Origin of the sequence: Halobacillus litoralis (assembly GCF_020524025.1) — a bacterium.
Lineage (GTDB): Bacteria > Bacillota > Bacilli > Bacillales > Halobacillaceae > Halobacillus > Halobacillus litoralis_D.
On record NZ_JAIVKN010000002.1, the window covers coordinates 612,567 to 626,013 of the forward strand.

Annotated in this window: 13 protein-coding genes; 6 read left to right on the top strand and 7 right to left on the bottom strand. The window is 41.8% G+C overall.

All coding sequences use genetic code 11. The features are described from left to right. Nucleotides 1-75 precede the first annotated feature (75 nt). Complete coding sequence (locus LC036_RS09555) at nucleotides 76-2,127, top strand: transglycosylase domain-containing protein (protein WP_226581503.1); 2,052 nt, start codon at nucleotides 76-78, stop codon at nucleotides 2,125-2,127. A gap of 272 nt (nucleotides 2,128-2,399) precedes the next feature. Here the strand turns inward: LC036_RS09555 and LC036_RS09560 are convergent, their stop codons facing one another. The 5 genes from LC036_RS09560 to LC036_RS09580 form a co-directional block, all read right to left on the bottom strand. Beyond that, nucleotides 2,400-2,741 (bottom strand): YolD-like family protein, encoded by a 342-nt coding sequence (locus tag LC036_RS09560; protein WP_226581505.1) that lies wholly within the window; start codon nucleotides 2,739-2,741, stop codon nucleotides 2,400-2,402. A gap of 220 nt (nucleotides 2,742-2,961) precedes the next feature. Beyond that, entirely contained in the window at nucleotides 2,962-3,504 is a 543-nt protein-coding gene (locus LC036_RS09565; RefSeq protein ID WP_226581507.1) for a YwhD family protein, read from the bottom strand. Nucleotides 3,505-3,743: 239 nt separating this feature from the next. After that, nucleotides 3,744-5,729: an ABC transporter permease gene (locus LC036_RS09570; protein ID WP_226581509.1), complete on the bottom strand. Its 1,986-nt coding sequence runs from the start codon at nucleotides 5,727-5,729 to the stop codon at nucleotides 3,744-3,746. A 684-nt stretch (nucleotides 5,730-6,413) separates the two neighbouring features. Then, nucleotides 6,414-6,914, bottom strand: coding sequence for a YwgA family protein (locus tag LC036_RS09575; protein WP_226581511.1), 501 nt, complete (start codon nucleotides 6,912-6,914; stop codon nucleotides 6,414-6,416). A gap of 13 nt (nucleotides 6,915-6,927) precedes the next feature. Further along, the gene (locus LC036_RS09580) at nucleotides 6,928-8,223 is read right to left on the bottom strand and encodes an HD domain-containing protein (RefSeq protein WP_226582498.1); all 1,296 of its coding nucleotides are present in this window, start codon (nucleotides 8,221-8,223) and stop codon (nucleotides 6,928-6,930) included. Between the two features lie 230 nt (nucleotides 8,224-8,453). On the opposite strand from LC036_RS09580, the gene LC036_RS09585 reads away from it, so the two are divergent. Beyond that, on the top strand, nucleotides 8,454-9,296 hold the full coding sequence (locus LC036_RS09585) for a biotin/lipoate A/B protein ligase family protein (protein WP_226581513.1): 843 nt from the start codon (nucleotides 8,454-8,456) through the stop codon (nucleotides 9,294-9,296). A gap of 76 nt (nucleotides 9,297-9,372) precedes the next feature. Here LC036_RS09585 and pta read toward each other — a convergent pair whose 3' ends face one another. After that, nucleotides 9,373-10,344 carry a phosphate acetyltransferase gene (gene pta / locus LC036_RS09590; protein ID WP_226581514.1) on the bottom strand — a complete coding sequence of 324 codons (972 nt, stop codon included), beginning with the start codon at nucleotides 10,342-10,344 and terminating at the stop codon, nucleotides 9,373-9,375. A 323-nt stretch (nucleotides 10,345-10,667) separates the two neighbouring features. Here pta and hemQ point away from each other — a divergent pair, with 323 nt between their 5' ends. From hemQ to LC036_RS09610, 4 genes are all read left to right on the top strand, one after another. Further along, nucleotides 10,668-11,405 carry a hydrogen peroxide-dependent heme synthase gene (hemQ, locus tag LC036_RS09595; protein WP_226581516.1) on the top strand — a complete coding sequence of 246 codons (738 nt, stop codon included), beginning with the start codon at nucleotides 10,668-10,670 and terminating at the stop codon, nucleotides 11,403-11,405. 188 nt (nucleotides 11,406-11,593) lie between these two features. Further along, nucleotides 11,594-12,016 (top strand): cell wall hydrolase, encoded by a 423-nt coding sequence (locus tag LC036_RS09600; RefSeq protein WP_226582501.1) that lies wholly within the window; start codon nucleotides 11,594-11,596, stop codon nucleotides 12,014-12,016. Nucleotides 12,017-12,080: 64 nt separating this feature from the next. Beyond that, a complete protein-coding gene (gerQ, locus tag LC036_RS09605; protein WP_413229882.1) occupies nucleotides 12,081-12,545 on the top strand; it encodes a spore coat protein GerQ in 465 nt (154 codons plus the stop codon). A 58-nt stretch (nucleotides 12,546-12,603) separates the two neighbouring features. Continuing rightward, the gene (locus LC036_RS09610) at nucleotides 12,604-12,852 is read left to right on the top strand and encodes a hypothetical protein (RefSeq protein ID WP_226581520.1); all 249 of its coding nucleotides are present in this window, start codon (nucleotides 12,604-12,606) and stop codon (nucleotides 12,850-12,852) included. Nucleotides 12,853-13,078: 226 nt separating this feature from the next. Here LC036_RS09610 and LC036_RS09615 read toward each other — a convergent pair whose 3' ends face one another. Then, on the bottom strand, nucleotides 13,079-13,447 hold the full coding sequence (locus LC036_RS09615; RefSeq protein WP_226581522.1) for a DUF423 domain-containing protein: 369 nt from the start codon (nucleotides 13,445-13,447) through the stop codon (nucleotides 13,079-13,081).

A 13,447-nucleotide genomic window follows, 5' to 3' on the forward strand; every position in this document is an offset into this window, starting at 1 on the left:
ATTCTCACATAATAATAGCAGTCTTTATATTAGTACCAGAAAAGCAATTACTTTAACAGTTGGGAGTATATAGACATGCTATCCTTTATTAAAACTTCTTATAAATGGTTAAAACGCGGGGTGAAACTGACATTAATCAGCGCGGTCCTTTTTGCGATCGGAACAATAGGTGTTCTTGCCTATGCCATAGCCCAGGGACCTCCATCTCTCATGACAGAGCAGAACACACTCTTTTATGGGAGTGATGGAAAGGTGATTGGTGAAGACCGTGGTGCCGAAGAAAGGTATTGGATCAATATTGAAGAAATGCCGGAATCTATTAAAGACGCCACACTCGCTATTGAAGACAGGCGTTTTTATGATCATTTTGGCTTCGACTTAAAAAGAATTGCTGCTGCTATCCTTACTGATTTAAAGCAGATGAGAATGGCAGAAGGTGCAAGTACGATTACACAGCAGTATGCCAGGAACCTCTACCTATCTCACGATAAAACATGGACAAGAAAAATTCAGGAAGCGTTGTATGCTCTGCGTTTAGAAATCTTTTACAGCAAAGATGAAATACTGGAGGGGTATTTGAACACGATTTACTACGGTCATGGGGCTTATGGAGTCGAAGCAGCCAGCAGGCATTATTTCAGCAAGCACGCCAACGAGCTAACCCTTACCGAATCCTCCATGCTCGCCGGCATTCCCAAGGGTCCCAGCTACTATTCTCCTCTTAATGATGAGGAAAGAGCTGTAACGAGGCAGCAGCAGATCTTAGCGGAAATGGAGAGAAACGGATACATTACCTCTTCTGAAAAGCAGAAGGCTGTTGAAGCAAGTATTGTCTATTCAACGCCAAAGGAAGATACACAGGAAGAAATGGCTCCTTACTTTCAGGATGAAGTGACTGCTGAAGCGGCCAAGCTGTTAGGTATAGACAGAGAAGGTGTTCAGACGGGTGGGTATCATATTTATACTACTTTGAATGCAGAACACCAGAAGACTTTAGAGAAAAAGGTGAAAGGCAATATCCCTTCTGGTGAAGAGATTCAAGTTGCAGCTGCTGTTATGGACAGTCATACAGGAGCCATTACCGCTCTTATAGGCGGGAAAGATTATAAAGAGAGCCCGTTTAACCGGGCGACACAAGCGAAAAGGCCTGTAGGATCGACCATTAAACCTTTCCTCTATTACGCAGCTCTGGGAGAAGGTTATTCTCCAGTTACCATGAAGGAGAGTAAACCGGTTGAATTCAAGGTAGATGGCCAGTCAGAACCTTACGTACCATCAAATTTTAACGATGAATATTCCGATAAACCGATTACAATGGCTCAAGCACTTGCCGTTTCCGATAATATTTACGCAGTGTCTACACACATGGATATTGGTCCTGAGAAGCTTGTGAAGACTCTCCAGACATTTGGCATTAAAGAGTCATTTAAACCTCATCCCTCCCTTGCTCTGGGCTATTCATCCATTTCTCTTTTCGATATGGTAAGTGCCTATGGGAAGATGATAAAAGGATCAGAATCTTTAAATGGACACACTATTGAAAAGATTACGGATCGTCACAAGAACGTTCTTTATGAGTATAAGCCGACTTATAATGAAGATGATGCTATCGATAAAACCCGGGCCTTTACGATTACTCATATGATGACGGGAATGTTTGATTCTGTCCTTGATGCTTCCTACGCTTCTGTTACAGGAGCGCCTATACAAGGAAAATTAACCCGTATGTATGGCGGAAAGTCAGGGACTACAGATACAGACAGCTGGATGATCGGTTTCAGCCCTCAATATGTTTCCGGCGTATGGATTGGTTATGATGAAGGTGGACGTCAACTAGAGAACTTCAATGATCACAGATACGCAAAAAACATCTGGGCGGATACAATGGAGGAAATCCACACATCTCTGCCTACCGCTGCATTCATCCCTCCTCCTGGAGTAAAGGGCGTGTATGTAGACCCGGAAACCGGATACCTCTCAGGTCCAAACTGCCCGCAGGAACGATTAGTGTACATGGAGAAATCGGCGATTCCTGAAGAAATCTGCGGTGGGGACGACAGCAGGGACTTAGACGATGAATTTAAAGATGACCCTTGGTATAAAGATGTAGTGGATTGGTTTTTCTAAACCTTCATAAGGCTTGTGAATCTCATCAGGGACTTTTCTGTCGCAGGGATTCAGCTATGTATGAATATGACATCAACCTTCTAAAAGGTTGAATCATGAAGGAAAAAAGACAGAAAAAACGACCAGCAAAAGCCGGTCGTTTTTTCTGTCCTAGTAAACATGAATAACCCATGTGGTACTAAATATATTACCAGGGAACAGGTTCGTCAAGGTCAGCCGTCTGAATTCAATGAATTTTTCATAAATTTTTTTGTGACCTTTGTAATTTTTCTCTAGATGATAGTCAAATCTGAAATATTATCAAGAGAAACCCGGACCTGTTCTTTTGTTTTCCAATCTACCCCGTGGACCACTTTTTCCAATCGATTCACCCGTTTCACTTTCATAAGCTGATCTTCATAGTCAAAGCCATTATAGAACCTGACTTTAACCGTCAGATCATCTGTCATCGCCCTTTGTAGTAAGAAATCAATTTCCACAGCCTTTTGCTCATCAATGATTCCTTTTTCTACGCGTTGATCCTCTTTCCAAAGCTTCTTCACCATTTCTACATGTTCCGGCAGCATCAGCGAGGTCCATTTAATCGTCCCGCGGTCACGATTTTGATTATCCATCGTTACCCCTCCTCCATTACGAACGTTTGTTCTTATCTTATCATAAAAGTGACGTTCGTAAACTGGAATTTACAGGTTCCTTTCCTTTTTCTTTTCTCTCCTTTCCCATTTAGAAAAACTTTTCATGATACTACAATTAAAATCAAGCATCATTTAGAGGGTCTATGACTATGTTTAACAAACATTAAAAAAGCACTTCCGCTACGGAAGTGCTTTTTCATTAGGAGACGTTTAGAGAATCCTTTAATTCCTGGGATGTGTTTTCCCAGAGTTCTGGTTTAAATTCACGCAGGTAATCCCCAAGAATTCGCTTCGATTTATCATCTAAATGGTCCACTACAAAGCGGCCCTTCAAGGATTTATCCATATGATTCACATGTTCAGGCATCGATTTGTAGCCACGCTTGATTGAACGGTCCACTACGATTTCACTGGCAGCTACCCCGTGATAACAAGGTCTCCCCTCCTGATAATCCACCGTTACCCATGCGATCCAATATTGAAGACCATTCGCTACGACTTCCCGATCCGTGATGAACTTTATCCGTTTTTCTACTTTACTACGAGCATGCAGAGCACCCATGTCTACATAGGCTTCCTCTTCATTTGGATCTACGATTACCGGCGTCATATTCTCAAGGCTGATCGAGCCGACACCATAACCGCCATGACCATCTGTAGAGTCATCTTTAATAATGGTGAACTGGTTTTTCTTTTTATCGCTGCCTTCACCTTTGTTTTTAAATTGATCGAATTCTTTCATAATCAAGCGATCCTCCTTCTTTGCACCTATTATTTTGTCCTATTTTAACATAGAAACAGCCATTGGGTGGAAAGGAAGGTCCTGGTTACTGTGCACAACAAATGATTGATCAAACGTTTGTTTAATTATTTAAGTTCTGCCGTGGCCCTTTATGTTCACATGTAAGTTCCCTTATTCCACCCTTTCATTGATATTAAGGACTTAATAATATCCGTCTCGTGATTGTTGTCATAAATGATTCAGCCATGTTTCCTTTTCGTGTGTGTAAATTCAAAGTCTTCCATATGGACCTGTCTTGTTTCACGCTTTGCTGAGGGGCGTCTGCGCAGGAGCCTCTTCAGCCATGTATTTTGGTCAACCGGTACTCCTACCCGTCTCTGCTGAACTTCTTTCATTCCCTGAATGACGAGCTGCATAGATAAAATGATCACCATAAAACAAACAAGAACGGGGATAATTAACCACCAGCGACCGGTCATAAGAGAATTCTTTGCTGCACCAATTAGTCCGGACCATTCATAGGTTGTACTAATCGGCGGGTCCGGCCAATTCGGATCGTAACTGACTTTCGTTCCGCCAAAAAATATATCAAACACGCCTAAATGGATAAAGATCAGCAGTGTTTGAATAAACTGCTGTCCAAAAACAACTCCCATTCGAGCACTTAGATGTGGCAGCAGGTGTCTCCATAACAGGTGAACTGAACTGCCCCCCAACACTTTTGTGCTGGTGACAAACTCTTCTTTCATAACCAGTTTCATTTCGTTACCGAGTAAGGTAACAAGTAACGGGACCGCAAGAAGAGTTAAGATGATGCCTTGATACAGAATTCTTTCCCCCTCCGTAGTTGAAAAGCCATCAGGGGGCATCCACAGGACCGGGTATAATAATATATATGCAATAATTGTCATAGGCAGAAAGTGCATACCATCCACAATTTTTTCCAATACCCGTTGTACTTTAACCGGGAGAAAGAAAGCATATGGAATGGCCAGTAAAAAGCCAAAGATAAGCCTAAAAAAAGCAATGGCAAGGGCAAAGATAATGGTGTATTTTGCCCCTATAACCAATTGGTCAAGTACACTGAACCCAAACTCATCCGTCCCAAGGAACACATATTCAGGTGTATGAGGAGATGTGCTTACAAGCTTGTCATCTTCATAGATATGACGGTACTGGTCAATAAGAGGATCTGCTGTGGATGAGTAGATGATACTGATGGCAACTGTCCCAAAAATAACGAGGAAACCTAAGAGAAACTTTGGATTTTTAAAGTGAGCTAAAACCTCTTCGAGAACATATTTCATCCATGTCCCTCCCCGTTTAAAAGAAGGAGCACTAATAAAGCGGTTCATTTGAGTGTCCGCTTCTTCTACAGCTCTGCGATCCTTAAAGATAAACAATTCTGTCCCTTGATAGATAACAAAAAATGGAGTAAATAGCAGGAAGAGAATTACGGAAGAAACGATCGGACGGAAATCATCCAAAAAAGCGGTTGTAATACCGTTCATATTGAAAATATATTCAATAATTAAAAGACTCGACAAAGAACCCCAGATAATAATCTTCGAATGATAAAAAGCGCTTTTGATGATATTCCTTAAAATATGTACCGACAAGATAAAATACTTCTCCAACCCCTTCCCTTTCGCCATTTGAACATAAGATGCCGTCCATTCTTCTTCTATCAGCATTAAAAGTACCCTGTACATCATCACCATAGGTAAAGCAGCAATAGCAAGAATAGGCAGAGCATAAACTTTCTCCTGGCCGAGAGCTACAAAAGGTATAAGTAAAATTTCTGTTTTTCGATACAACCAAACGATAAACAACTGGAAAGAAAACGCCAGCAATAAATCAGGAATCGACTCAAGAACGCCTAACAGTCTGGAGACGGCCGACTGTATCCATTTTGGTAAGAATACTGTTAGAAAAGCACCTGCAAATGCGAGAAGGAAACCAAGAAATATGCCTCCAAAAAACACAGTCATGGAATAAGTATAAGGCTCCCACAAGTGTTCCAGAAGCGGTACAGGACTGCCTTTGAAAAGGTATGTCCACTCTGATGGTTTTAAAATAGATGAAAAGAGCATCTGCAGCTCATTTATGTAATTAGATATGCTTAAAAATTCACGCTGCCTAAATAAAGCAGGTGCTGTACTGATCAGCAGGATACCCATTAACCCCAATAAATAATATCCAAAAAACTTTAGAACCTTTCCCACGAATCCCTCCCCTTTCTTCTTTAAAACCAGCTTAATTTTTGGCTCTGTTAATGTTTAGTGTTGATTTCGTTCCATATAAGCCCCCTTATATGGAAGGCTCGAAGTTGAGAGAATGCTCCGCTTTCCCAAATTGAGAATAAGGTGGTTCGGGAAATCACTCGCTTTCCGCGGCGAGCTGGGAAGCCTCCTCGTTCGCTACACTCTCTGTGGGGTCTCCCCTAGGCTCCTACTGCCGCAGGAGTCTCGCAATTTCCCGAACCACCTCTGCCATATTATGAGGGTGCGGAAGCATGCCACATATGAGAGGCCAGATTGTTGAAGCCCCGCCACGTTCGAGCTAAGGGGACGTTATACGACTTCTGATAAGGGGTGTCTGGGGAACGGGGAGACTCCTGCGGGATAAAGAGGCAGACGAGACCCCGCAGGGTGGGTTTCCTGAGGAGGCTCGACAGCTCGCCCGCGGAAAGCGAGTCGTTCCCCAGACACCCTTCCACTCAATAAACATAACGTCCCCACTCACAATAAAGTGTCTCAGGTTGGAGTCTTCAACACTCCTGCCCTATTCTTAAACAAACTTAATATAAAGAATAACAACATTAAACTTTAATAGATTACAATTTTTAAAATTCTGACAACGCAACCTAAATAAAAAGGTGCACGACTTTAGTACACCCTTTACTTATTCTAATGAATAGAACGGAGGCTTTCAATAAATTTCCATCCATCTTCTATATCTTTATCTGTATAGTTCTGAGCACTTTTTACAGTGAACACCTTCTCCGAAATTTCTTCTTTCGGAAGATCTTCAAAGAAGAGCATTGTTGATACAAGTTCCAAGAAGCGTGAACTGCGTCCATTCATTTCCTCTATGTGACGGGTTAACGGTGGAAGATTCATTTCATAATGTTTGAGAAATTCTCGTCCACTTTCTGTTAATTGGTACCTGTATTGGTAGTAATTCTTTTTCTCTTCTCTCGTTTCGTTAATAAAACCAAGATTACACATTTCTTCAACTCTTAAAGTCAATTCTTCTGAATACGGACCATAAAAGTGAAATTGGTACTTTTCTTCAAAAGGGATTTCACACTTCTTTAGAATATAGATCATTTTCTGCAGCTTTTTTCGACCCACGATTTCTTCCGTACTTGAGAAAAACTGCATCAGTTTCGCATGCTTCTCCAACATGGAGGTTCACTCCTTATCCAAACAATATTTCCATAATTCGTTTCTTTGTTTTACTCCGATTCGACATGTCCTCAAGGAGATCCAGAGGAATATACAGTTTATGATCCGTTCGTTTTTTGCCCGAAATGGACTCTACAATATCCGAGAGACGGGAAAGCTCCTTCAATTCTCCATTTGGCTGCAGCAAATGAATTGGAAGACGTTCGCCTTCCTCCCCAGGACGATAGAAATCATATGGAAGATCAGAACTTGAATCAACCACAAGATAGTAATCAGGGTTCAAGCCAGCTTTGGTAAACAGTTTATACAATTCCATCCATTCATTCATCTGCGCATTTGGGTTAAACTCAATGTATTTAAATAGACGGCGATTCACAAAGCGCTGACATAAGTCACTTAAAACTCCATCGTCTTCTTCCATCCATGTTTGGAAATAATAAAGCACAACAGCTTCATCAAGAGCTAAATACTCTTTGAGTGTCGGCTGACCGCGGAAAAAAGACATAAAGTGGACCGGATCGAGTTTGAATGTGTACCCTTCTTCATAAAGTTCTTTTGCACGGTGAAGGATCTTCGTTAAAATCACTTCCGCACTTCTTGTCACGGGATGGAAATACACCTGCCAGTACATCTGATAACGGCTCATAATGTAGTCTTCAACGGCATGCATGCCGCTCTCTTTGACCACAACCTGATCTTCCATCGGCCGCATGACACGAAGGATACGCTCCATATCAAAGTGACCATAACTTACACCTGTAAAATAAGCATCCCTTTGCAAGTAATCCATCCGATCAGCATCAATCTGACTGGAAATAACACTCACGACCAGCTTGTTTTCATAAGTCTTGTTAATAACATCTGCAACCTTTTTGGGAAAGCCTTTTTCCACACGATTGAGAATGCGGTTCACTTCCGTATCCCCAAGAAGAATGGCCTGAGTAAAATCCTCATGGTCAAGTTTGAAGACTTTTTCGAACGAGTGGGAGAAAGGTCCATGCCCAAGGTCATGTAAAAGAGCAGCACAAAGACTAAGGAGCCTTTCCTCAGCGTTCCAATGTGGGCGGTCCTGGAAATTTTCAATGATTCTCCTGACAATCTCATAAACACCTAAAGAGTGGTTGAAACGACTGTGCTCTGCACCATGGAACGTTAAATACGAAGTGCCAAGCTGCTTAATTCTTCGCAGCCTTTGAAATTCTGCTGTACCAATTAAATCCCAGATTACCCGATCGCGCACATGGACATAACGGTGAACGGGATCCTTAAAAACCTTCTCTTCACTTAATTTTTCATCACGATAGGCCATCATTCTGTCCTTTCTACACGACATTTTCATCTATTATATACCTTAATTTACGACAAAAAAACATCTTGACAGACAAATAATGACAGGCGACTGAGTGCGTCACCTGTCTCTATGCTTTATTTTTTTCTACTTTTTATCCAACGGAGATTTTACATCCCTTCCCTTATTCATGCAATAGCAGACTTTTGATATAATGAGGATTGCTATTGTAAAAAAGGAGATCGAATTCTATGAGTACTCTACATTCATTGTTGAAACCTAAAACGTATCGCTTTATTGACCAAAGCAATCTGGGTCCTTCTTTTTCAGCGCTTCAGTCCTTTGCTACAGACGATGCGCTATCTATATCTGTCGGGGAGCGGATGAGCCCGACAACAGCCCGTCTCTGGGTCCATCATAACACCGTCGTATTAGGAATTCCTGATGCCCGCCTTCCTTATATCCAGGAAGGGATCAATTACTTGAAATCACAGGGATATCAAGTAGTCGTAAGAAATTCCGGTGGACTTGCTGTTGTTTTGGATGAGGGTGTTATGAACCTTTCCCTCATTTTCCCTGACTCCAAACAAGTAAACATTCACGAAGGATACGAAGCTATGGTTTCTTTCATTCAATACCTGTTCTCGGACTTTACGGATCAAATTGAAGCTTATGAGATCACACAGTCCTATTGTCCTGGCACCTACGACCTGAGTATTAATGGTAAAAAATTCGCCGGTATTTCTCAAAGGCGGGTCAAGAACGGTTCCGCTGTCCAAATCTATTTAGATGTCAGCGGCAGTGGTTCAGAAAGAGCTGCTTTACTAAAACACTTTTATGAAATAGGCAGAAAAAATGAGGAAACACGATTTACCTATCCGCACATCAACCCCTCCGTGATGGGTTCATTAAATGAGCTGCTTGATTTAAATCTAAGTGTGGCAGACATCCGTGACCGTATTCTGATTAAGATTCACGAACTTTCAGGTGACATTGTCACTACCCCCTTAGAAGGACAGGAGATTGAATGGTTCCATAAACGTTTCGAACAGATGATTAAACGAAATGAAAAAGCGCTCGAAAACCTTACGTAGGCTTTCAAGCGATTCTTTCACTTTTTAAGCTGAAAAAAGCTCGCAGGACACTGTCCTGCGAGCTTTTTGTTACTTATTATAGAGATTGTGCAGCCGTGATAATCGCAAGTTTATATACATCATCCGAGTTACAACCACGTGAAAGGTCATTCACCGGCTGATTTAATCCCTGCAAGACAGGACCGACAGCATCGAAATTACCTAGACGCTGAGCAATTTTGTATCCGATATTACCCGCTTCAAGACTTGGGAAGACAAATGTGTTGGCTTGTCCTTTTAAAGGAGAATCCGGAGCTTTCTTCTCAGCCACAGATGGAACGAACGCGGCATCGAATTGGAATTCACCATCAATTACAAGGTCTGGATTTTTCTCTTTCGCAATCTCAAGTGCGCCTGAGACTTTTTCTGTTTCCGGAGATTGTGCAGATCCCTTAGTAGAAAAGCTGAGCATAGCTACTTTCGGATCCACATCGAACAAGCTTGCCGTCTCAGCGCTGGCCAACGCGATTTCAGCTAAGTCCTGACTGTCTGGATTAATATTAATTGCGCAATCAGCAAATAGATATTTCTCTTCATCACGAACCATAATGAAGACGCCGGATGTCTTTTTGATACCAGGTTTTGTTTTAATAATCTGAAGGGCCGGGCGTACAGTGTCTGCCGTAGAATGCACCGCACCACTTACAAGGCCATCTGCTTTGCCCATATAAACAAGCATCGTACCAAAATAGTTTCCGCCTTGAAGAATTTCACGAGCCTTTTCTTCTGTGGCTTTTCCTTTTCGACGTTCTACAAAGCTTGCAACCATTTCATCAAACTCAGCATAATCAGCAGGATCCAAGATCTCAGATCCAGAAATATCCACGCCAATATCCGATGCTTTCTGTTCTACTTTTTCTTTATTACCGACTAGTACAGGTGTTAACATACCCTCGGCACCTAATTGACTTACAGCTGTAAGAATTCGCTCATCCATAGCTTCTGGGAATACGACTTTCTTAGCTTTTCCTTCAATTTTAGCTTTCAATGTATCAAATAGGTTACTCATGTTTAACCCTCCATTTTTCATTTCTGTTATATATGATAAGGTCTTTTGTGTTTAATTGAAAGTGGTTCGTATTAAAAAATCTTCTTGAAGCGATTTCATTCTATAACTTTTCCCTGTTTTGGTATAGATCATACTTATTTAAGATGACCCTTTACTTGAGGCTGTCTTATTTACTGGAATGCTCCTGACTGAATGCAAACCTATAAGAAGGTGAACGAGGCTCTCCCTTCCTGCGCTTCATTATCGCCGGGAAACTATATGTGTTATATTTAGAATGGTTATTTTCTATTTAACATTTCAATGCTAAAGGAGCGATCAATCCCATGCCAGAAGCAGTAGTTACAATGGACGGATGGTATTGTTTACATGATTTCCGTTCTATTGATTGGACATCTTGGAAATATGCCTCTACCGAAGACCGTGAACAAGCGATCCATGAATTCCATGAGTTGATTGGAAAATGGGAGGCAGCCGAACAAAACAAAGAAGGCAGCCACGCCTTATACACCATTGTCGGACAAAAAGCGGATTTTATGATGATGATCCTGCGTCCTACTATGGAAGAATTAAATGAGATTGAAACAGCATTCAATAAAACAAAATTAGCTGAGTTTACAAAGCCGGCTTATTCTTATGTCTCTGTAGTTGAACTTTCCAACTATATGGGGAGTGCCAATGAAGAAGATCCTGAAATTCAAGCGCGTCTGCGCCCCACTCTCCCTAAGTGGAACCATATCTGTTTCTATCCAATGGACAAGCGCAGGCAGGGTAACGACAACTGGTATGTGCTCGAAAAAGATGAGCGTGCCAAGCTTATGTATGCCCACGGCATGACAGGACGCCAATATGCAGGTAAAATCCGTCAGATTATCACCGGCTCTATCGGCCTGGATGATTGGGAATGGGGCGTGACTTTATTTGCTCATGATGTCCTTCAGTTTAAAAAGCTGGTATATGAGATGCGTTTTGACGAAGTAACTTCCCGTTACGGGGATTTTGGTTCCTTCTACATTGGAAACATTCTTAAACCAGAAGCCGTTGAACAATTTTTGCAGGTATAAGACCAGGCAGCAGCTGGGCAGTTATCAGCCGCTTCATCACATAGTAGTAAAACAAAGCGACCTCCTTTAGTAAAGGAGGTCGTTTTTCATAAACTCCTTGTATAGATTTTTAATCATATCTTCCAAGGGTCCGTACATATAGTGTTAGAGAACATGCAATCATGCCTTTATTAAAGCGAGGTGGAAGCATGGCTGTTATTCCCTTCACACAGGCAGATGTAAAATTATTAGCAAGACTAATGAGGGCGGAAGCTGAGGGGGAAGGTAAGTTAGGCATGCTTATGGTCGGCAATACAGGCGTAAATCGTGTCCGCGGGGATTGTATTGATTTTACAGATATTAATACAATTCGCGACATGGTTTATCAGAGTCCAGGGGGGTTTGAAGCCACACAAAAAGGCTATTTTTATCAACGTGCACGAGAAAAGGACATGAGATTAGCAAGGAAGACCATTAACGGAAAGCGGTATCACCCCGCTACAAATTCCCTCTGGTTCTTCAAACCTTCGGGAGATTGTCCAGCCCAGTGGTTTGGGCAGTGGAATACAGGTAGATTCAAGTCTCACTGTTTCTATTCCCCTACTCGTTCTGACTGTCCGAGCGTTTATTAAATACCCATAAGGAGTGATTCAGTTGGCACAAAAGAAACCACAAACGGGAGGCCAAAACCAGCCAATGTATGGTCAATCTTCTTCTCCATATTATGGACAGAATCCGTATATGTATTACTATCCAAATGCCCCCTATTCAAATCAGGGCATGCAGCCACCTCAAGGGCAGCAGCAAGGAGGAATGCAGGTACCGCAGATGCCGCAGGGTCAGGGCAAGGGCGGTGTGAACCCTCCGAACATGCTCCCTTCAGAGGAATCATATATAGAGAATATACTCAGGTTAAACTCAGGCAAACCTGCCACGGTTTATATGACGTTTGAGAACAATGACCAATGGAATGCCAAGGTATTTAAAGGAATCGTAGAAGCTGCCGGCAGGGATCACATTATACTAAGCGACCCTCAAACCGGAAAAAGATACTTATTGCTCATGGTTTACCTGGATTACATTACTTTTGATGAGGAAATCAATTACAACTATCCATATGGCACGAACCAAGGTATGGCCAATTATCAGTCCCGTCCATAAGAAAAAACTCGCTATTTCGGTAGCGAGTTTTTCACTATGAATAGAAAAGAGTGAGCAGATGCGACCTCCCTATGAGAATTATCAGAAAGGCCAGCTCGTAACACTGCTGTTAGCTATTGTTCTGGCTGTTGTTGGATTGTTTCAATTGGACCATCAATGGATTATCCTTTTAATGTTTTATATGTTAGCTGCAAGTTTCGTTTTGGAAGGCCTTCTGGAAATGAAAAAACATCAGCAGATCAATGGAGTCATTCAACTGCTGAGAGCCATTATCGTTTTGTTTTTTACAACCATTCTCTACTTTTAATGGTTTCTAAACCCAATACATCCATCTTCCCAAGGCATACCTTCTTCACCAACACCTGCCTTTCATCCCGGATGGTTCCAGCAGGAACATACGCACCATAAAAGCAGAAAGGATCTTTGTCATGGATAACTACACATGACAAAGATCCTTCAACCCATGGGTACAGCAATATTCATTTGCTGGGATATAAATAATGAAAAGCGGAACAACGAACAAGTTAATAATATTAAATATGCTTAATTACAGCATATCCAAGAAGAACCCAGCCAATTAGAAATGACAATCCACCTATTGGTGTGATCATAGCAAATGTCTTAATTCCGGTTGGAGCATATATATAAAGGCTCCCGGAAAACAAAAGAATCCCAGCCAGGAAGAACCAGCCCGCTCCCGTCATTAAGCCCGTCTGTACCTTATCCATAAGAAGGGCGGTTACAAAGAGGGCAGCCGTATGGAACATTTGATAATCAACTGCTTTCCCCCACTGTTCCAGTCCTTTTTGTGAAACTTTTCCTTCAAGCCCGTGAGCACCAAAGGCTCCTAATGCTACAGACAAAAAACCATTTAGTACAGCTAGAATTAAAAATATTTTCAT